The following is a 20,225-nucleotide window of genomic DNA, read 5'->3' as shown; positions in this document are numbered from 1 at the left end:
CCCCGCTCGAAAGAAGCGTTTTCGGGCCCCTTCAGGCCTCACGCCACCGTGCGTTCGGGCGACAATTTTCCATTGAGAAAGTCGATGGCGTTCTGCACGCACTGCGTCTCCATGGCGGAGCGCGTCTCGTAGGTCAGGGTCGCGGTGTGCGGAGTCAGGATCACCTGGTCGAAATCGCACAGCGGCCCCGCGTAGGGTTCGGCGCCAAAGACATCCAGACCAGCGCCGGCGATGTGGCCGGACTTCAGAGCCTCGACCAGTGCGGCCTCGTCGACCATGTCGCCGCGTGCCAGATTGACGAGCACCGACCCGGGCCTCAGCTGCTTCAGCTCGGCGGCGCCGATGATCACGGAATGGCCGGCGCTCTTGGAGGCGTGCAGCGAGACGATGTCCGACTCCGACAGCAGGCGCGATTTTTCGACCAGCGTCACGCCCAGCGACTTCGCGGCAGCGGCGTTGGCCATCGGATCGTGCACCAGCACATTCGCCTCGAAGGCCTTGCACAGCGCGGCGACTTTCTGCCCGATGCGGCCGAAGCCGATGAGGCCGACGGTTCGCCCTCCCAGCAGGTGTCCGGTGAGTTTCTGCCATTTCCGCTCCGACATCAGCTTTCCCTGCGGCCGCAGGCTTCGGCTGAGCGAGAGGAACATGGCCAGCGCCAACTCGGCCACGGCCTGCACGGGAATGGTGGGGGTGTTGGCGACGGCGATGCCGCGATTCCGCGCGGCCGGCAGGTCGATGGCGTCCACGCCCACGCCGCAGCGAGAGATGCACTTGAGCGCCGGCAGTTTCTCGAGCGTTGCCGCGTCGTAGGGCTCCACGCCGGCGACAATGACGGCGGCGTCGGCGCCGTCGCGCAGCAGTTCCGCCGTGGTGATCCGCTTGCCGCTCTTGTGGATCCGCAGCGGGCGGCCCGAGGCTTCAAGCAGTCGAAGGGGGGCCGCGTCATGCTCGGCGAAGGTGGAAAGGGCGACGAAGATGAGATCGCTCATGGGAAGGTCACCCGAAGATACTTCAGAACCGCGTGAAGATCGGGGAATGTTCGCGGCGACGGAGAGGCAAAGGGCAGCCCGCTGTCGCGGGCCACGAAGTGAATTCCGGTGTCCTGCGCCGCGCGCTGGTCGCCTGCGGAATCACCGACCAGAAGGGCTTCATTCTTGGTGGCCCCCTCGTTGGCAAGGATGGCGCGGATCGCGTCGGCCTTGGTCCAGGGCGGGCATCCGTAGACGCCGCTGAACCAATGCGACAGTTTGCGCCGGCTCAAAATCTCCAGCAGCTCGGGTTCCGGCGTCACCGAGGCGAGATAGATCGGAACTTTCGATAAAAAGGTTCGCAGCAACTCCTCGCTGCCGGGGACCAGCGGCACGCGGACGATCTCGTCGAAGACGCGGCTGGAAAACTTCACGGCCAGTTCATCGCGCAGCGCCGAGTCCTTCTCGCGGCCGAGCAATTTCAGCAGATGGTCGAACTTCACGAAGCGGCTGGCGGAAACATTCTCCTCGTGGAAGCGCAGCATGGCGTCCCGGTGCTCGGGGAACTGCCCAAAGAGCCAGCGGAACGCCTCGCTCTTCACCGAGTTGGACTCGATCACCACGCCGTCGAAATCAAGAATCAGGACCCGCAGCTTGCCCATCGACGACATGCGCTCACTTCTTCGGCGCGGCCGCGCTGCGCAGCGTCCGGGCGCTGTCACCGAGGAAGAGGATGTCGGTGCCCAGGGCGATGAATCGGTAGCCCTCCTGCAGGGCCTTGGCGCAATCGGCCGCCGCGGTGCCCGGCTGCACCAGATGGATTCCCGCCACCAGCTTGTGCCTCAGAGTCGCGTCGAGCACCTTGCGCTTGGCGGCCACCACGTCGGGATGATTCACCTGCCCGGGAAGACCGAGCGAGAGCGACAGGTCATAGGGTCCGATGAAGGTGCCGTCGATGCCGGGCACCGAGAGGATCTCCTCGATGTTGGCGACCGCGTCCTTGTGCTCGATCTGCACCATGAGCAGCGTGTCCGCGTTGGCGTTCTTCACGTAGTCGTCGAAATTCGCGCCGTAGCCCTGGGCGCGGGCCAGGCCGACGCCGCGCCCGCCCAGGGGCGGATACTTGGTCATCTGCACCGCAAGCTGGGCGTCCGCCTTGCTGTTGATCATCGGCACCAGCACGCCGGCAGCGCCGGAATCCAGCACGGCCTTGGCCTGGATCGGGTCGTTCCACGCCAGGCGCACCAGCGGAATGCTGCCGCGCTGCTCGATCGCGATGATCAGCCGCAGCACTTCGGAGACGTCGATCGCGGTGTGCTCGGTCTCGACGACGACCCAGTCGTAGCCCGCCATCGCCAGGATCTCCGCGATCGAGGGATGCGCCATCGACATCCAGGTGCCGATCGAGGGCTCGCCGCGGCGCAGTTTTTCCTTGATCGCGCGGGCTAGCATTCGCCGGTTCTCCGCGCCACCAGTCGGGCGAAGGAAATGAGACGTTGCGCCTGCAGCAGTTCGACCAGCGAGGAGCGACCCTGCGGATCGGAGTGCTGCACCAGTCCGCGCAGCACCCGCGGCCAGCTCGCCGCCGGATCCGCCAGCATGGCGCGGAAAACCATCTCCACGTCGAACATCCCGGGCGTGCTCAGCTCCAGGATCTCCCAGCCCGGGGCCGCGAAGAATTTCTGCAGCGCCGCCACGCTGGGCAGGTTCAGCTTGTCCGGCGGCATGACCGAGGGGGATTTCTCCCAGAGCGACTGGATCTCGAAGCCGCTGGCGACCGTCGCCGTCAGGAAGGCCAGGCCCCCCGGAGCGGTCGATTGCCCGATCGCCTCGAGAAATCCGCTCACATCTGCGGCGCGGTTGAGGGCGTCGACGGCCACCACGACGTCGGCCGGCCCCAGCGCCAGCAGGTCGGCCAGCTTCGAAGGCTTCACTCGGATCTGCGTCGTTGACTTTCCCTCGAGATCGGCGGTCGTCCCCGCTGCGGTGATCTGCTTGAGCGAATGATTCTCCTCGGCCAGCACGTCCAGCAACTGCCGGCCATAGGGGGAGAGGTCGATGATGGTTTTTGTCGCGGGCTTGTACTCCGCGATCCCGTCCAGGATCCAGTCCGCGCGGGGGCGGACGATCTTCTCGCGGCGCGACGAGTCGCTGGCGGGCAGGATCTTCTCGCGCCAATAGTGCGACGGCGCCGAGTCCCGGTACCAACTCCACAGCGCGTCCTCGTTGGGTCGCGTCTTGGCAAAGAGCGACCCGCAGGAGGGCGACTCGACATAGGAGACGCCGAAGCGATCGAAGGCCGTCCGCACATCCTTCTCCGCGCAGGTCGGCCAGCCGGCGCCGATCCACTTGGAATGGTCCTTCCACTGCGAGGAGATTTCCTTCTCGACCAGCCCCTGCCACTCATTGAGCGCGGCGCGGGGCTTGATCTCATACTCGGAGATTTCTTGCACGGAAACGATTGTTTTCATGGGGCCTTCACGGGTGTTGGGGTGAAACGCGTCAGCGGCTCGCGGTAGACGCGCTCGATGATCTCCATCACCCGGATCGCGTCGGCCGAGGTGCCCTGGTTGACCGGCAGCTTGCCGCGGATGCAATCCACCAGGTGGGCGACCTCGATGTCCCACGAGGGATCGGAGTCGTAGTAGGTGGTCTCTTCGCGCGGATTGCCGATGGCCGCGCGTTCGCCGCGCGCCGGACGCCGCCCGACCACCAGCGTCTCGCGCCCGTAGCTTCCGGTCTTGGAGAGCAGTCCGCTGATGATGGCGTAGCCCGCCTCGCATCCAATCTCAAGCCGGAAGGTGTGCTTCCACGAGGTGGCCGTGGAGTGCAGTTGCGCCAGTTGGCCGCGCTTGGTCTTGAGGATGATGATGGCGTTGTCCTCCACGGGCACATCGAAGTGCAGCACGCCGCGCATGCTCTGCACCTCGCTGAATTCGCCCACGAAGAAGTGAAAGAGGTCGAGCATGTGGATGCCCTGGTCGAGCAGGATGCCGCCGCCGCCGACCGCCGGGTCGTTGCGCCACGAGGCGGGATAGTCGTAGCCGCCCGCCTTGCCGTAGACGCCGCGCAGGGTCAGGATTTCGCCCAGCGCGCCGGAGTCGATGATCGCCTTGGCGTCGGTGATGCCGGGGTGATGTCGATGGTTGAATCCGAAGATGAGCTTGCGGTCGGGATTGGCCAACTCGGCGCTGCGGATCTTCTGGATGTCGGCCAGGCTCCGTCCCGGCGGCTTCTCGCAGAAGACGTGCCGGCCGCTGTGCAGGGCCTTCACCGCCACCTCGGGGATCAGGTTGTTGGGCGTGCAGACGAAGACCAGGTCGAGGTCCTCGGCGACCAGATCCTCCCAGCGCTTGTGCACATGCACTCCGAGATTCTCGATCTCGCTGGCGCGCAGCGGATCGCAGATCGCCGAGAGCTGCAGCCCCTGGTGATCGGAGATGTTGCGCTGCCGGATCTGCCCCATGTAGCCGTAGCCGACGATGCCGGCTCGAAGGGGTTTGGTGGTGCTCGCAGTGGTCATGTGCAGATTCTTTTGTAGATCCCGGCCTGAATCATATCGCTTTGAAGGTGGGACTCCGCGATCGCCACGTCGCTCGGCCGATCCACGCCGACCGTGTTGTAGGGGGCCACGACGCCGGCGATCCGCACGCCATGCTCGAGCGCCCGCAGCATGTCCACCGACTCCGCCTTCTCCAGCGGCGTCGGCTCGAGGGCGCTGAAGCGCGGCAGGAACCCGGCGCGGAAAGCCATGATCCCGGTTTGCCGGTAGACGGGCACCGGCAGCGTCGTCCGGAAGAAGGGCACTGGCGCTCGGGTCAGATAGATCACATCGCAGCGGCGGTTGCAGACCGCTTTCACAATGTTCGGATTGCCGTAGTCATCGGCGGATTCCAGTGGCGAAAGCAGGTTGACAATCTGAAGCGTGGGATCGTCGAGCAGCGGTTGCACCACGTTGGAGACGGCGTCGGGCATGAGCAGCGGCTCGTCGCCCTGGACCATCGCCACAATGTCGCCGCGCAGCGATTGCATCGCCTCCTCCACGCGGTCGGTGCAGCGCTCGTGCGTGTCCTTGGTCATCACCGCGCGGCCGCCGAAGGCCTCGACCGCCTCGCGAATCGACTCGTCGCAGGTCGCCACGACGACCGAGTCGATGTTGGTCGCCAGCATGGCGCGGCGTCGCACATGCTCGATCATCGGAAGGCCGAGGATGGGAACGAGGGGCTTGCCGGGATAGCGCGACGAGGCCATCCGCGCCGGAATGACGACGGTGATCATCGGCAAAAGTTACTCTCAAACGCGGGCGGCGGTCACTGGGGCAGGACGCCGCAATCAACGTTGATGCACTGACCCGTGATGGCTCCGGCGGCCGCAGAAGCCAGAAACACGCAGGTTGCGGCGACCTGGTCGGCGGTCGGCAGCACACCAAGTGCGGTCTGCGTGGCCGCGAAATTGGCGAGATAGGCCTTCATGTCCTGGCCGTTGGTCGGCGTATTGGGCTTGTCGAGGGCCTCCGCAAGTCCATCGGTGACGACATAGACCGGGCAGACCGCGTTGACGCGGATGCCGGCGGGGCCGAGCTCCTTCGCCAGCGACTGCGTGACGGCGTTCACTCCGAACTTGGTGGCGCAGTAGACCGAGTTGTTGCTGCTGCCGCGCTTGCCGGCCAGACTGGAAATGTTGATGATCGACGCGCCGCGCTTCAGGTGCGAAAGCGCGGCCTGCGATGCGAAGAGGACGCTCTTGAGGTTGGTGTCCACCATGTCCTGCCAGAAATTTTCATCGATCTCGGCCAGGGGCCGCCACGCGGAGAGTCCCGCATTGTTCACCAGCGTGTCGAGGCGGCCGGACCAGTCGATGGTGCGCTTGACCAGCTCCGCGAGCGATTTCGGCTTGCGCACATCGGTCTCGACGAATCGAGCGCGCTCGCCGAGTTTCTTGGCCAGGCCGGTGTCATTGCGGCCCGCGATGACGACGCGATGACCCGCCGCATGAAAGGCCGCCGAGATGTTGGCGCCCATTCCCTTGGATCCGCCGGTGACGATGACTGCGTGTTCGGACATTGGTTTGGATTGCTCAGGAGTTCGATGCGTGGAGAGTTTCCGTGTTTCAGTCGATCAAATCGTCATGGCGGAGAAGCCGCCGTCGACGGCGACCTCGCTTCCGGTGACGAAGCTCGCTTCATCGGAAAGCAGCCAGGCCACCGCACCGACCAGCTCGGAGGGTTTTCCGTAACGCGCCATCGGCGTGTGTCCAAGGATGGCCTTCTCGCGCGCGGGCGTGATGAAATTCTGCTTGGACCATTCGGTGGGAAAGAAGCCGGGGCGAAGGGCGTTCACGCGCACGCCCTGCGTGGCCCATTCGCGGGCGAGATTCTGGGTCAGGTTCTTGACGCCGGCCTTGGCCACGGAATAGGTGAAGGCCTTGGAGAGCGGCGGGCCCGCCGAAGCGGAGGAGATGGTCACGATCGAGCCCCGTCCCTGCTTGAGCATCTGCTGGCCGAAGACCTGGCAGCCCAGCATTGTGCCGGTGAGCTGCACGGCAAGAATCTTGTTCCACTCCTCCACGGTGATGTCCATGAAGGGAGTCGGCGCGTTGAACCCGGCGCCGAAGACCGTGCCATCCAGTCGCCCCCATTTGCCAAGGATGGTCTTGAGAGCGCTCTCGTATTGGTCCTTGTGGCAGACATCCAGTTGGATCGCCAGCGCCTCGCCATTCTGCTTGCGGATGGAATCGGCGACGCGCTCGGCGTTCTCAAGGTTCGTGTCCAGCAGCGCCACCTTCCAGCCCTTGGCGGAGAGGCCCTTGCCCATTTCCGAGACGAGAAAACCTCCGGCACCGGTGAGGGCGACGACGTTGTGCTCGCGGCTGGGGGAGAAGGTGGTGGGATGGCTCATGGTTCGATCTTACTTATCCGAGCTCTTTGATTTTCTTCGCCGGATTTCCGGCGTAGAGGCAGCCGGGGTCGACGTCGCCGATCACCACGCTGCCCGCGGCGATGATCGACCCGCGCCCCACCGTGACGCCCTTGAGAATAATGCAGTTCATTCCGATCCACACATCGGGCTCGATGACGATCGGCGCGGCCGCGCCGGGTGTGGTCCAGCGTTCCCGCGGCGGCCAGGCCTGGTGCCCGTCGTGATCGATGATCATGGTGTTGGGGCCAATCATGGTGTAGTCGCCGATGGTCACCTTGCTGCGGGCCGCGATGACATTCCCGTTCAAGCCCACATGCTCGCCGATCTCGATCCGGCCTTCGCCGATGATCGTCAGGTGGCAGGGGGTGAAGAGCGTGAAGACCGAGCGATTCCGCGCCGAGACCGCGTGAAAGTCCTTCCCGATGGTGATCGTGCCGGGACCCATCAGCAGGAATCGGATCTTGCCCCAGACGCGGTAGGGCTTTTGAATCTTGAGCCGGCCGCCGTAAAAAAGTTTGCTGACGGCCGTCGACCATTTGCCCCGCAGAAGCGACCATCGCTCGTAGAGATGGAATCGAATGTCCCCCTTCGCGATCACGGAGCCGAGCTTGGCGGGGGTGATGGCCATGGCTCTGCGCTACTGCTTGGTCGCCAATGCGCGCAGCCACCACGCGGGCTTCTGCGACTCGCGGTGGGCGCGGTAGGGGGCGAGAACGGCGCGTTCCAGGGGATCGGAAAGACATTCCAAGCCCGGTCGCATGCCTCCGAACGGCGCGACGATTCCCATGGCGATGATCCGGGAGCGAATCGCCATCGCCATCGCGGTGAGCCCGGAAGCCCCGCGCAGGCTGTCGATCTCCTGCCCGTGATAGCTCGTCTGGATGTCGGTGAAACTCAATTTGCCCAGCAGGTGCTTCATGGGTGCCTTGTCGAAAAATAGCAGGTGCGGCTCGTCCAGGGATTTGTGCTCCCAATCCCGGCAGGGCACTTCGATGAAGAGCACGCCGCCGCTGCGCAGGTTCCGGGTGGACTCCGAGAGGAACGCGACGGGATCGGAGACATGCTCCAGCACGTGGGACATGACGACCAGATCGACGGGCTTGCCGACGCCGGGGGCAGAGGCGCTCTCGAGGATGTGCACGCCGATCTTTTTCAGAGAGGCATGGCAGGAGCTGTCGGTTTCGACGGCCAGGTACTGAGTCGCGGGATGCTTCTCCATCCAGTCGCGCGCGAAGAAGCCGGGGCCGGGACCGAGTTCGAGCACGCGCGACACGGGCTTCGAGGACTTGGACACGTAGCGATCGAGATGCGCCGCGCGCAGCCGTGCGATCCCCGCGAAAAACGCGGTGGAGACGGGACTGTGCGGCTTGCCTCCATGCGCCGACGAAAAGTAGCTGGCGTTAAACTGCTCCAGCGCCTGCTCTCCGGGCATGGGAGTGGCGAAGACCATTTCGCAATCGAGGCAGCGGGCTCGCTTCAAGCCAAGGAAGGCGGGATGCACTCCGCGATAGTCGCCCTGCAACTCGGTGTTGGCGCTTCCGCAGACCGGGCAGGAGTCGCTCATGCCGTCGCCATCTTCTCGCCGCGGTAGCGCAGCACCTTCGCCGGCACTCCCGCGGCGATGGCATTGGAGGGAACATCCTTGGTGACCACCGCACCCGCGCCGATGATGGCGCCATCGCCGATGCTCGTCCCGCCGAGGATGACCGCGTTGGCCCCGATCCAGACGTCGTCGCCGATTCGGATGTCGGCGGGTTCATGGCCGCTCTCCTGGATCAGCTTGGTCGCGTCGTCGAAGCGGTGGTTCGCGGTCCGCATCACCACATTGGGACCGATGGCGCAGTGCTTGCCGATGACGATCGAGCCGCCGACCGAGGCGTTGATGTGGGCGTTGTTGTTGAACGCGGTGTGGTGGCCGACGCGAATCGATCCGCCCTCGGCGGTGAAGAAGGAATTTCGCGAGATCCAGACGGTGCCCTCAAAGCTCATGGTTTCGGGGGAGAGGAACTCGCACCCGGTGGCACAGGAGAATCTCCCGCTCGATCGAAAGCGCCGCCCGATCCAGAGTCGCCGCAGCGCCACGCCGGAGCGGCCGGGGAAGCAGGCAAAGGGCGCGTCGATCAGGGCGAGGAGTTCGCGTCCCAGGGAGCGCAGCAGCGAAGTGGTTGGTGTTCCGGATGGGTTCATGGGGCCGCGTCGGCGGATGTTGGTTCAGCGCATTTCATGGCCAGAAGCTCCCGCAACTCGTCCACGCCGGAGATGACGGGTATGCCCCGCGCCGACCGGTCATCCTTCTGAACGATGCGCGACGGATCATAGTAGTAGGAGGGCTTTCCCAGCGAGCGGGCGATCAGCGCGGTCGAGGTGAAGGGGATGGAGATGACCAGCGAGCTCGCCTCGATCAGGCGGAACGCCGAGGTCGCCGGATCGATTGAAATGAGATGGTCGGACGCCGCCAGCCGCTCACCCGCGGCCTCGTAGGAGCGGCTCACTGCGATTCGCGGATTCCGGGCCATCGAGCGCTTGCGCTTCCATGCCACGAGCCATCCACGCTGCCGGGCGGCTTCGTGCACGTCCAGCAGGAATCGGTTGCAGATTTCCGGCACGTAGTACTCCGTCTCGATCCCGAGCGTGACCATGAAGGAAGTGCGCCGAGGCTGAATGTCGAAGAGCGCGATGGTGTTGGGTGGAAGCTTCGGCACCTCGACCGCCGAGGCGCTAAACCAAATTGGTCCGACGATCTCGACGCTCGCTGCTTCGCCGACGGCGCGGCGGACGAAATTCGCCTGCTCCTGGTCCCACACCAGGTAGCGGCTCCAATTCATCGCCTGCCAGAGGTACTGAGTCGGCCGGTAGCCCTCGCGCGCCTTGAATTGATCGCAATTGGTGGAATAGAAGTAGAAGGTGACGCGCGAGCCCTTGCGCTCCGCCTCGTAGGTCCAGAGCGGACGGTGGGAGGCGGTCGAATTTGGAAAGAGATATTCGCGGGCGAGATCGGCGGAATTCTGAAGACGGACCCTGCACGCGCGGGCGCCGTCGTAGAGCATGAGCGCGTTCCACCAGCGGCCACGCAACAGATCCACGGCGGCGATGAGGACCGCGGCCGCGCCCCAGGCGAGGAAGCGAAGCCACTGGGCGAAACTTGAAAATGGTGGATCGCGGTCGATGGCCATGACCGCGACTTCACCCACATTGCATGTTGGCGCACCGGCAACGCTGTGACAGGCGCTCTCCAGATTCGGGGCACGGCCCGGCCAGTGCAGGTACCAAGTCACCAAGTCATGGCTTCGGCCATCGGCGCCGGGCTGGGGCAGCTCGCTTCGCGTGATGCCGTGGAAATAGATGAATCGACCGGGACGATTTCTCTTGCCTTGGAACAGCGATTTCACACCGGCGGCAAGACCGCGGGCAATCTGCGCTGCGCCATAGCCAATGGCCAGAATCAGATAGCCCTGCCACGCCACCGCGCAGCGAAACTTCGCCACCGAAAAGCCACTCCGCTGGAGCGAGTCGCGCCACTGCGGGGGAAGGGGATGGACCAGCGAAGCTCCCGGCTTGCCGAGGGAGCGAAGCAGATTGGCATTGAGATTGAACGACGCCAGCCGCAGCAGCAGGAATTGCCGCGTTGCGATTTCCGCGTTGGCGCTTCCCGCTCCAAAAATGATTTTCGAAACCTTCGAAACCGGAGTGTCCAGGACCAGATTCGTCAGGGCGATCTTGGCGTTCATGATGCGCGGAAGGTCGCCCGCCCTCTTGAGCGCGCGGTAGCCACGCATGACTTGCCGCAGGCGGCCTCGGCCGCTCATAGGCTTCGCACCATGGTCAGGGCGTTTCCAGCCGGATTGGGAATGTGCGGCGTGACGGCGATCTTGAATCCCGCCTTTTCATAGGCGCGGATCGCAGCGACATTATCCTTCTGCACGCCCAGCACGATCTGCCGGATCCCGCGGTGCAACCGAAGCCAGGCGGCGCTCGCCTCGAGCACCTCACCCGCGACGCCGCTTCCGCGAGAGCCCGCGTCGCCGATGAGCAATCCCATGATCGCGTACCCCTTTGCGGAGTCCACCGGCTCGTACTTGATGTTGCCGATGTGCAGGCCGGTGGTGCGATCGAAGATGCCCAGAAAAAGAACATCGTCGCGACCGCAGCGTTCGCGCACGAAATGGCGCAGCGTCTCGAGTGTGTTGGTGCCCGACGCGGCGGTGATGAAGCGGCGGGCGTTTTCGTCCGCCAGCCATTGCAGATAGCGATCGGTCGCGTCCGCCTCGGTCAGCGGGCGCAGCAGGAATCGCTGCGTCTCGATGGCGATGGGCTCGGCGGTCCGCGCCACGCTCTTCCGCGCCTCGCTCATTTGGAAATGAATTCCCAGCTCAGCGCCGTCCCGCGCTTCACGGGGCTCTTGACCTTCATGCCCAGCACTTGGTCCAGGTGCTTCGGCGGCAGGCCCAGTCCCGGCCGGATGGCCCGGACGTTGGCGCGCGTCAGCACATCGCCGGCCTTCAGGTCCTGCACCACATAGAGCGAGCGCCGATACTGAAGAGACTTCTTCTCAGCCTCGGTCGGACCGTAGCTCACCGTGCCCAGCGCCTGCCAGGCGCGATGGCTTTCCACCACCAGCTGCGTCATTTCCTCGGGCTCCATGGAGAAGGCGCTGTCCACGCCGCCGTCGGCGCGGCTGAGCGTGAAGTGCTTCTCGATGACCGTGGCGCCCAGGGCGACGCTGGCCACCGAGACGCCCACGCCCATCGTGTGATCGGAAATTCCGGCTTCGCAGGCGAACCTTTTCCGCAGATCCGGAATGGTCAGCATGTTGGTGTTTTCCGCCGTCGCCGGATAGGTGCTGGTGCATTTCAGCAGCACAAGATCCTTGCAGCCCGCCTGTCGCGCAGCGGTCACGGTCTCCTCCAGTTCCGTTTCGGAGGCCATGCCGGTCGAAATGATCACCGGCTTGCCGGTCGCGGAGACTCGGCGGATCAGTGGGATGTCGGTGTTCTCGAACGACGCGATCTTGTAGCAGGGGACATCGAGGCTCTCGAGAAAATCCACTGCCGTGTCGTCGAAGGGAGTGCTGAAGGCGATGATTCCCAATTTGTGTGCGTGATCGAAGATGGGCTTGTGCCACTCCCACGGCGTGAAGGCCTGGCCATAGAGCTTGTAGAGCGAAGTGCCCGACCAGAGACTCTTGGGATCGCTGATGTGGAACTCGCGCTCGTCCAGATCGATCGTCATCGTGTCCGGCGTGTAGGTCTGGATTTTGAGGGCGTGTGCCCCGGTCTTGGCCGCCGCCTCCACGATGGCAAGCGCGCGCTCCAGCGACTGGTTGTGGTTGCCGGACATCTCCGCGATGACGAAGGGCGGGTGCTGCGTTCCAATTTTGAGCTGTGTGCCGTGGGATTTCATGCGCAGGAGCCTTGCTTCCCGTTTCCCAGGACCGCCGCGTCCTGGACCCGGACGCCGGTGGTTCCGACGGGCGGATGATAAAACGAAACCTTCTCGCCGAGGGCTTCCTGCATCGACCAGAGGCCGTCGCGGAATCCCATCTTGTGCCGCAGCAGCAGCGTCGAGGAAAATCGCGGATTGATTTCGAAGATCCGCGGCCCTCGGTCGGTCAGGCGCAGCTGGGCGTTGATGCCGCCGGAAAGGTCCAGGGCTTCGGCGATCTGGACGCACTGCTTCGACACCTCGGGATTGTCGATGACCCGCGCCCAGCCTGTGAAGCCGCCGACCAGCGTGCGCAGCAACTGCAGCACGGCGGTGCGTCCATCCTTGGTGCGGTAGATGGCGCAGGTCACTTCCTGCTCGGCCGGCAGCAGGAGTTCCTGAACCACGGAGTTGGGATGGCGCTCCCGGTAGAAGGCGATCTCCGCAAAAGTCTTGCAGATGAAAACCGATTTGGATCCCGCGCTGCAGCGCGGCTTGAACACGCAGGGCAGCGGCACCGTGGCGTCGGCGTCGGCCGCAGCAAGGGTCCAGGGACCCGGGCATCCGATGGACGTGAGGAATTGCGCGGTCGACAACTTGTCGCATCCAACCAGAACGGATTTTGCGTTGGGCATGACCAGCGGAACATCCGCGACCGCGGCGAGTCCTTGCCTGGCGAGGAACACCAGCTCCGCTTCGGAGGTTGGAATGCAGTGATTCACTTTCTCTCTGCGCATGAGATCCGAAAGCCAAGCGAGATAGTTTGGATCCGCTACCGGCGGGGCTTTGTGGAGCGCGTCCACGGAGAGCTGCCCGCCGTGGCGCTCGTGAATGTCCATGCCCACCAGTCGAAACTGGGGATAGGCCTCGCGAAGAATTGTCGCCAGTCCCTGGGCGATGTCTCCGCCAATGGCTGTAATGAGCACGGTCGTCATCGTCGTTCCAGAACCTCCCAAAGATAGGAGAGTTGGGGATTGGCCGTCCGCGTCTCGCCAACCACGCTCGCGATGTCGTAGGGCTCCACAAAGTGCCGGACCTCGAGGGATTCGCTGTCCAGCAGCGCCCACGAAGCGCCGGGCCGGCGATTGCGCGGCTGGCCCACGGAGCCCGGATTGACGATGTGGCATCGGCCGATCTGTCTGTGGAGCGGATGGTGCGTGTGCCCCAGCACCACGACGTCGAAGTCCGGGCTGGCGCATCGCTCCAGAAGTTTCGGATCCGCATCCGGATAGATGTATTGATCGATGTCCCATGGCGAGCCATGGCAAATCTGGATGCGGCGACCGCCGATCTCGATTTCCAGGGGATGAGGCAGCGCGCAGAGTTGGTCGAGCTGCTGCGCGGAGAGCTGTTCCAGGGCGCGGCGCAGGCCAATGCCGAATTTCGAATCGACTCCGGCGAGGAAGACCGCGTCCGATCGCGCCTTGATCAGCATCTCCTCGTGGTTGCCGCGCACCATGTCGCGCTTCCACGGCTCAAGCATCGCCAGGACTTCCTTCGGCCGGCCGTAGTAGCCCACCAGATCTCCGGTGATCAGCAACCGTTCGGCTCCCAGCGTTTTCGCGGAGTCCAGCGCCGCCTGCAGGGCGAGGTGGTTGCCATGGATGTCCCCAAGCAACGCGACCTTCATGCTTCCTGCTCCATCGGATCGAGGCTCGCGGAGTTCATCGATCCCACGAGGCGCACCTAGCCGGCGTTCTTTGCGAAGGCGATGCAACTGCGGGATGTGGCGCCCGCCGCCAATCCCTCCGCCCAGCGGACATAATTCTCGACGCCGCGGCTGCGCACATGGTTGACGGTGCGGACCCGGCAAAGATGCGCTTCGGGGCCGCGGCTCTTGTCCAGGTCGTAGTTGGAATGCTTGTTGAGCAGATAGAGCTCGATCGGAAAATCGCCCAGCAGGCGGAGGGTCGCATAGCCGCGGGAGGCCAGCACTCCCGGGAGGCAGTCGAAATTGAAATAGGAGAGATGGTCCGGCGGGTGGATCCACGGACGGCCCGTGCAGCCCAGGGATTCCAGCATCGCCTGGAATTCCGAGCCGTCGTTGGGCACCACCACGCGTAGCAGTCCGTCGGCGCGCATCAGGGGGCGCACCGCATCGAGCAGTTGCAGCGGATCCAGCACGTGTTCAAGGATGTTTCCCAGGTTGACCAGGCCGAAGGTCCGTCCGGATTTTCGAAATTGCTCGATGACCTCAAGCGCGGGGCCGAAGGTCATCTCGCCCTTGAGCTCCGGGTTGTGATTGGAGATTCCCTCGGAGGAGTAGTCCGTTCCCGCGACGCTCCAGCCGAGCGATTTCATTCCTTTAAGGAAGAATCCCTCGCCGCATCCGATGTCAAAGACGCTGCGGGTTCCGCCCGGCCGCTCGATCCTGTAGAGATGGTCGGAGACCTCGCAGGCCACCTGGTGGAGCACCAGCTCCTCCTGCGAATACTTCCTTGAATAGGTTTTCACCGTCGGCGCCTGGAAATACTGGTCGCGGTAGTACTTCTCCAACTCCTCGCCGGACGGCAGGGGCGAGACTTGGAGAAATCCCAGGGGGTGCCGCGAAAGTTGGGGTGCTGCGGTTTTCATCGGTGCTGCGGCCAATGGTAATTCAATGTCGCGCCTTCGGGCGCGGAGCGGACGGGCGATGGGAGCGCCGCCGGGCCTATCGAAAGGCTTGTTCCACGATGCGATTGTCGCCGGGACTAGCGAAGGACCTGCTCCACGATTCGATCGCCGCCGCCCAGGTCGACGACCGGTTGCGGCGCAGCGCGGCCGTCTCGGATCTTGCCCAGGAGATCGGCGATCGCCTTCGCCACATCGCCGGTTTCACGGTCGAGCGAAACTGCGGTTGGAATCGAGAGCCCCGCGCACCACTTCCAAAAGAGCTCCTGGTCGCGGGCCTGATAGACCGGAATCGCTTTTCTGGTGCGGGCCCAGACCTCGTGCAGCGTCACGCTGGCGCCGCAGATCACCACTTCGGAGGCGTCGATCGCCGCAGCCATTTCCACCGCGCTCTTGTTGCGGGCGACGACGGGTTTCATGCCAAGGGTTTCGATCCGCGCCGTCAGATCCGCCAGCAGCGCGTCGCTGGCGGACACGCCCATCGCCAGAAGAACGACCGCACTCGAAGTGGGCGCGGAGCGCGGCTTCAGAAAAGGCGGGCGCAGCAGGATGTAGTCCGGCCCCGCGAAGATGCGATCCGGGTGCGGATGGGTGTAGAGGCTCTTGGTGGCATAGATGTTGGGATTGATCACGGCCCATGCCGCTGAGACATCGGCGCGGGCGGTGTCATCGACCAGCACCACGCGGATGCCTGACTCGGCAAGCGCCTTCACGAACCCCGGGACAAACCTCCCGCCATCCAGCACGACATGTGTGGCCGCGAGGCGCTTCGCGGCACCGGCCAGCTGGCGTGCCTCGGTTGCATCGCCGCCCACTTCCGACAGCGGCTCGGCGTGCAGCCCATCCTTGGAAAGTTCGCGCGACCACTCAAGGTCGCCGGCCAGCATGGTGGCCGGCAACTTCGCTCGCAGGCAGGCGTGTGCGAGCGCCTCGGCGCGGGAGCGGTGGCCGCGCCCACGACTGGGCCGGTCCTCGGCCCGGATCAGGATCATGAATCGCTCCGCGGCATCGTCAATTCAATTTGCGGAAGACGGGCTGCACGAGCGGGCCATGGATGTATTTCTCGAAGCCTTCCTTCAGGGCGCGGGCGATCACGGGCATCGCGTCAGCCAGGGCGTGCTCGACCAGCTTGAGCTCCGCGTCGCCGTGGCGGTAAGCGACGACCACCTGCGGCATCAGGATGTTGTGCTTGAGCATCTCCTGCATGAAAAGGGTGCGCAGCTTCATGCAGGGCTGGCCCTTCTCATCGAGCGTCACAAAGCCGGGCTTGCAGGCGGGGCCGCCCGCGTAGATCCGCTTGGACACGCCTGCGCTCTCGGCCGCGCGGTTGAAGACCTTCACGAAGCGCTCGCCCCAGTTCCAGAAGTGGGCGCACACATTGTTCTTCTCCATGAAGTCGACCGTGGCAAGAAACGCGGCCAGTCCGCTCATCTCCGCGCCATGCGTGGTGGAGAGCAGGAAGACGCGCTCGGTGCCCGCGAATTCGATCGAGCCCAGCTGCATGATGTCGCGGCGTCCGCCGACGCAGGCCACCGAAAAGCCGTTGGCCATTGCCTTGCCGAAAGTGGTGATGTCGGGCCGCACATCGAGCACATGCTGGGCTCCGCCCAGATGCCAGCGGAATCCGGTGATCATCTCGTCGAGCACCATGACCACGCCGTGCTTGTCGCAGAGCTCGCGCACCTCGTGAAGGAAATGCTTCTTGCCTGTGTCTCGCGCCGTGCAGGAGCTCTCCGTCCAGCATTCCTGCATCGGACCCACAAACGCCGGCTGTCCGACCACCTTGGGGCAGACCATGCTTGCCGGCTCCAGCACCACCGCGGCGATCTTGCCCTTGTGCTGTTCGAACAGCTTCTCCAGGCTCGCAATGTCGTTGTAGTTGAAGGTCAGCGTCTCCGAGATCGTGCTGCGGGTGATGCCGCGCGTGACCGGCGTCGAGCCGATGAACCAGTCGTCGTAGGAGAAGAAGGGATGCTGGCTGCAGCGGGCCACCAGTTCGCGGCCGGTGAAGGCGCGGGCCAGCTTCACCGCGGCGGTGACCGCGGTCGATCCATTCTTGGTGAACTTCACCATGTCGATCGAGGGCACGAGGTCGATCAAGCGCTCGGCGGCCTCCAACTCGATCATGCTCGGGCGGCTCAGGCCATTGCCAAGATTCATGCCCTTGGTCGCAGCGCTCACGATCGCCGGCTCGCCGTAGCCGATGTTGACCGCGCCCAGCGCCATCGCGAAATCCAGGTAGCGCCGTCCATCGGGTGTGTAGGCGTAGACGCCCTCGCCGCGGGCAAAGATCGCCGGAGCGTTGTCGGGAAATTGATCGTGTCCCCTGGAGTAGGTGTGGGCTCCGCCGGGAATCGCGCGAAGAAGTCGCGCCTGGTACTCGGCGTCGGAGGCGGGTCGCTTGGCATCCGCGGACTCGGCGTGGGGCTTTTTCATCTTGGTGGTCATGGCTTCCATTCTCGCTGATTTTGAATCATTCCCCAAAGGGGCTTGGGATCGACGTAGGGCTGCACCAGGGCCCGCAAATCGGCCCTTTTGTCGAGGAATGCGATGATGTCGGCGGGCATCACCAGCGGCATCTTGGCCGCGTGTTCCTTGGCGATCTCGCGGGCGATGATCAGGTCCTCGGGATAGTCCACGGTGATGCGCAAATCCGTCCGTTGCAGCGCCGCCGCCGGCGAGTAGACCGCGCTCTTGAACTCATCGGGATGGGTCCGCGGATAGTTCGAGCAGAACTCGGAGCGGTCGCGGCTGGCGCCCCTGGAGTGCGCCCGCTCCAGCGCCTCGAGCGTGTAGATCTCGAAATTCAATCCCTCGGGCAGCCGGTCGGTCACGGTGATGTCGTTGCCGTCGGCGACGTGGCGCTTCCAGAGATCGGGCAGCATGTCATAGGCGAACCAGGGGCACTCGGTGGTCACGCGGAAGACATCCGTGGCCTTGCCCATGCGCCCGCACTGCACCAGGCGGAAGAGCACGTCGACCGGATCGCCCAGAATGAAGCTCACCTTGTGCTCGTGGGCCACATCGATGAAGGCAAGGTTGGCCACGCCTTCCGAGATGCCCAGCACGATCTCGTCGATTTCCGGAAACTTCTTGATCGCCAGGATGATCTGGTCGAGGATGCACACCGTGTCGCTGATTTTTTGCAGGGGCTTGCCGTAGAGGCGGCTTCCCACATTGCGGCAGGCGAGCGCCGCCACGAGCCTTCGTTTCACTTCGCCGCTCCCGCCCGAATGGTCGCGGGAGTCATCGGCTGGTTTGCTCCCACATCGCGCAACACTTCGCGCCCGTAGGCCTCGTCCAGCGACGTCAAGGCGTCGTCCGCCGCGGTCCGCTTCAGGGCAAGATCGTTGGGCTTCAGCGCGGAGCCCGCGGGAATGTCGCGGCCCGCCACGACATGGCGGCGGATCATTTTGCGGTAGGCGCGCTCGGATTCCGACATGCCGAAGTCGTTCGCGTCGCTCGAGTGACCGAGAGCCTTGGCGCAGTCGCGGATCACCGCGACAAACTCGGCGAAGGCGTCGGGGTTGAGCGCCGACTCGTGGTCCTCGAGCTTCATGACTCCGGCCAGGGTGAGGTGCTTCTCGATGGTCGTCGCCCCCGCGCCGATCGCCGTGGCGGCCAGCGCGTAGCGCAGCGGGCACTCGGGATCGGCGTGGTCGGCGAATCCGACGCTGGCCTGTGGAAAGTCCTTCGCGAACAACTTCAGAACGCGTGCGATCCGCGAGATCTGGTTTGTGTCGTTGGGCGTGGGATAGCTCTGGAATCCCAGCAGCGCCACGACCTTTTTCCTGGCAAGAACCTGCATCGCGCGCTTGAGTTCGTCGGCGTGTGCCCCGCCCGCGCCGAGCAAAACGGTTCCGACGGAGCTTGCCGCGACCAATTCCAGCAGGCCCAGATTCGCGATGTCGGTGCCATGCAACTTGACGGCGGACACGCCGCAGCGCTCGGCCAACTTCAGGCTCTTGGGGCCGAAAATGTCCAGGTGCAGCTGGATGCCAAGTTCCTTGGCATACGCCGCGAGTTCCAGCCAGACCTTGTCGGGCATCTCCAGCGATCGGAACAACTCGTAGTGCTTGTAGTCGGGAGTCGCCAACTCGTCCGCATAGACCAATTGGTACTTCGCCGCGTCCGCGCCGGCCGCCGCGGCTGCTTTCAAAAGCATGCGCGTCTGCTCGGGACGGCCCTCAAACCCTTGGGCGAGTTCGGCGATGATCTGGACTTGCACGAGGCGCTCCTTTGCGAAACCGACAGATTAGCATGGGCCCGCGTCGGATCCGCGCCTACTCGGTTACGGTCGGAGCGTGGGGTTCGGGATGCCTGCGCTTCAGCTTGAGGCAGGGCCGCTCCACAAGCCGGTAGGAAAAGTACGCCGCGACGATCGAGGCTCCGATCAGCGCGAGAACATTGGTGGAAAGCCAGATCAGATGTGTCATGAGGTAGGCGTGCCACGCGTAGATGCCGTAGGAAAGCGTTCCCAGGAAGGCGAAGCCGAGATAGACGGGGTTCCGCGAGTGCTTCGGCCGCTGGCAGCAGGCGTGCGCGACGACGAAGAGAAAGATCGCCGCGTCGACCAGCAGGATGCCGCGCACCGACCAATACCAGCCCGACCTGCAGTGGTAAAGCCAGTTCGAATAGGCGATCGCCGCGGCGGCGCCGGCCAGCGCAAAGAAGAGCAGCTTCATGTTGGGCTTGCCTCCCGCGACCAGCCGACAGGCGATCATGCCCATGAAGAAATGGGAGAGATTCGCGAGGATGTTCCGCCCATCGAAGCTCCAGCCCCACTGATCGGCGGCGCACTGATTCCAATACACCATCACTCCGTACAGACACGCACAGGGAATGAGACATCGGCTCTTGCGACCGAGCAGCATCCATGCCAGCAGCGGCGCCAGCAGATAGAACTGCAGCTCGATGCCCAGCGTCCAGAAAACTCCATTCAAGATGTAGTTCTGATCGAACTGGATGGCCAGCAATTGGGCGGGCAGATCCCTCCAGCCGATCGGACTTGTTCCCGAGGTCAGCAGCAGCGTGATCCAACCCACCGCGCTGAGCAGAAGAAAGAGCGGATAGATCCGCAGGAATCGGTTGATGTAGAAGTCGCGCAGATCATGCAGCGTGTACTTGTAGCGCCGGTGGACGAATCCATAGGAGATCACGTAGCCGGAGATGCCGAAGAAGAGCCACACTGCGGTGCGGCCGGGGATGTTCACCACCGGGGGAAACTCGGCGTGATTGCCCTCGGCATGCCAGACGACCACGGAAAGCGCCGCCAGACCGCGAATGATGAGAAGAAGATCCATCG

At 64.3% G+C, this 20,225-nt stretch carries 22 protein-coding genes; all 22 read right to left on the bottom strand.

Going from position 1 to position 20,225, the window contains the following annotated elements:
* Positions 1-38: 38 nt before the first annotated feature.
* The 22 genes from K8R92_06980 to K8R92_06875 all read right to left on the bottom strand — a co-directional run bounded on the left by K8R92_06980 (position 39) and on the right by K8R92_06875 (position 20,223).
* Positions 39-992 (bottom strand): phosphoglycerate dehydrogenase, encoded by a 954-nt coding sequence (locus K8R92_06980; GenBank protein ID MCE9619636.1) that lies wholly within the window; start codon positions 990-992, stop codon positions 39-41.
* Positions 989-1,642, bottom strand: coding sequence for an HAD hydrolase-like protein (locus K8R92_06975; protein ID MCE9619635.1), 654 nt, complete (start codon positions 1,640-1,642; stop codon positions 989-991). The genes K8R92_06980 and K8R92_06975 overlap by 4 nt, the downstream gene beginning before the upstream one ends.
* 4 nt (positions 1,643-1,646) lie before the next feature.
* A complete protein-coding gene (locus tag K8R92_06970; protein MCE9619634.1) occupies positions 1,647-2,423 on the bottom strand; it encodes a 2,4-dihydroxyhept-2-ene-1,7-dioic acid aldolase in 777 nt (258 codons plus the stop codon).
* A complete protein-coding gene (locus K8R92_06965) occupies positions 2,417-3,424 on the bottom strand; it encodes a class I SAM-dependent methyltransferase (protein MCE9619633.1) in 1,008 nt (335 codons plus the stop codon). The genes K8R92_06970 and K8R92_06965 overlap by 7 nt, the downstream gene beginning before the upstream one ends.
* A 14-nt stretch (positions 3,425-3,438) precedes the next feature.
* The gene (locus K8R92_06960; protein ID MCE9619632.1) at positions 3,439-4,494 is read right to left on the bottom strand and encodes a Gfo/Idh/MocA family oxidoreductase; all 1,056 of its coding nucleotides are present in this window, start codon (positions 4,492-4,494) and stop codon (positions 3,439-3,441) included.
* The gene (kdsB, locus tag K8R92_06955; GenBank protein ID MCE9619631.1) at positions 4,491-5,249 is read right to left on the bottom strand and encodes a 3-deoxy-manno-octulosonate cytidylyltransferase; all 759 of its coding nucleotides are present in this window, start codon (positions 5,247-5,249) and stop codon (positions 4,491-4,493) included. Before kdsB ends, K8R92_06960 begins: the two co-directional genes overlap by 4 nt.
* A gap of 32 nt (positions 5,250-5,281) precedes the next feature.
* Positions 5,282-6,034, bottom strand: a complete 753-nt coding sequence (locus K8R92_06950) for an SDR family oxidoreductase (protein MCE9619630.1) — start codon at positions 6,032-6,034, stop codon at positions 5,282-5,284.
* A 54-nt stretch (positions 6,035-6,088) separates the two neighbouring features.
* The gene (locus K8R92_06945) at positions 6,089-6,868 is read right to left on the bottom strand and encodes an SDR family oxidoreductase (protein ID MCE9619629.1); all 780 of its coding nucleotides are present in this window, start codon (positions 6,866-6,868) and stop codon (positions 6,089-6,091) included.
* Between the two features lie 13 nt (positions 6,869-6,881).
* A complete protein-coding gene (locus K8R92_06940) occupies positions 6,882-7,517 on the bottom strand; it encodes an acyltransferase (GenBank protein ID MCE9619628.1) in 636 nt (211 codons plus the stop codon).
* A 9-nt stretch (positions 7,518-7,526) separates the two neighbouring features.
* Positions 7,527-8,453 (bottom strand): class I SAM-dependent methyltransferase, encoded by a 927-nt coding sequence (locus K8R92_06935; protein ID MCE9619627.1) that lies wholly within the window; start codon positions 8,451-8,453, stop codon positions 7,527-7,529.
* Entirely contained in the window at positions 8,450-8,878 is a 429-nt protein-coding gene (locus tag K8R92_06930; protein ID MCE9619626.1) for an acyltransferase, read from the bottom strand. The genes K8R92_06935 and K8R92_06930 overlap by 4 nt, the downstream gene beginning before the upstream one ends.
* Before the next feature lie 194 nt (positions 8,879-9,072).
* A complete protein-coding gene (locus tag K8R92_06925; GenBank protein MCE9619625.1) occupies positions 9,073-10,695 on the bottom strand; it encodes a polysaccharide biosynthesis PFTS motif protein in 1,623 nt (540 codons plus the stop codon).
* On the bottom strand, positions 10,692-11,240 hold the full coding sequence (locus K8R92_06920; GenBank protein MCE9619624.1) for a GNAT family N-acetyltransferase: 549 nt from the start codon (positions 11,238-11,240) through the stop codon (positions 10,692-10,694). The genes K8R92_06925 and K8R92_06920 overlap by 4 nt, the downstream gene beginning before the upstream one ends.
* The gene (gene pseI / locus K8R92_06915) at positions 11,237-12,289 is read right to left on the bottom strand and encodes a pseudaminic acid synthase (protein ID MCE9619623.1); all 1,053 of its coding nucleotides are present in this window, start codon (positions 12,287-12,289) and stop codon (positions 11,237-11,239) included. The genes K8R92_06920 and pseI overlap by 4 nt, the downstream gene beginning before the upstream one ends.
* Entirely contained in the window at positions 12,286-13,245 is a 960-nt protein-coding gene (locus K8R92_06910; protein ID MCE9619622.1) for an ATP-grasp domain-containing protein, read from the bottom strand. The genes pseI and K8R92_06910 overlap by 4 nt, the downstream gene beginning before the upstream one ends.
* Positions 13,242-13,940 (bottom strand): YfcE family phosphodiesterase, encoded by a 699-nt coding sequence (locus K8R92_06905; protein MCE9619621.1) that lies wholly within the window; start codon positions 13,938-13,940, stop codon positions 13,242-13,244. The genes K8R92_06910 and K8R92_06905 overlap by 4 nt, the downstream gene beginning before the upstream one ends.
* 56 nt (positions 13,941-13,996) lie before the next feature.
* Complete coding sequence (locus tag K8R92_06900) at positions 13,997-14,884, bottom strand: class I SAM-dependent methyltransferase (GenBank protein MCE9619620.1); 888 nt, start codon at positions 14,882-14,884, stop codon at positions 13,997-13,999.
* A gap of 116 nt (positions 14,885-15,000) precedes the next feature.
* Positions 15,001-15,912, bottom strand: a complete 912-nt coding sequence (locus K8R92_06895; GenBank protein ID MCE9619619.1) for a hypothetical protein — start codon at positions 15,910-15,912, stop codon at positions 15,001-15,003.
* Positions 15,913-15,931: 19 nt separating this feature from the next.
* Positions 15,932-17,356 (bottom strand): glutamate-1-semialdehyde 2,1-aminomutase, encoded by a 1,425-nt coding sequence (locus K8R92_06890; GenBank protein MCE9619618.1) that lies wholly within the window; start codon positions 17,354-17,356, stop codon positions 15,932-15,934.
* Between the two features lie 8 nt (positions 17,357-17,364).
* Complete coding sequence (locus K8R92_06885) at positions 17,365-18,135, bottom strand: acylneuraminate cytidylyltransferase (protein ID MCE9619617.1); 771 nt, start codon at positions 18,133-18,135, stop codon at positions 17,365-17,367.
* Positions 18,132-19,148, bottom strand: coding sequence for an N-acetylneuraminate synthase family protein (locus tag K8R92_06880; GenBank protein MCE9619616.1), 1,017 nt, complete (start codon positions 19,146-19,148; stop codon positions 18,132-18,134). The genes K8R92_06885 and K8R92_06880 overlap by 4 nt, the downstream gene beginning before the upstream one ends.
* 55 nt (positions 19,149-19,203) lie before the next feature.
* A complete protein-coding gene (locus K8R92_06875) occupies positions 19,204-20,223 on the bottom strand; it encodes an acyltransferase (protein MCE9619615.1) in 1,020 nt (339 codons plus the stop codon).
* Positions 20,224-20,225 lie beyond the last annotated feature (2 nt).

The organism is Planctomycetota bacterium, from assembly GCA_021414025.1.
In the GTDB taxonomy this organism is placed as follows: Bacteria; Planctomycetota; Phycisphaerae; order Phycisphaerales; family SM1A02; genus SYAC01.
The sequence above is the reverse complement of the archived record's forward strand: the minus strand, read 5'-3'. Positions and strand labels throughout refer to the sequence as shown.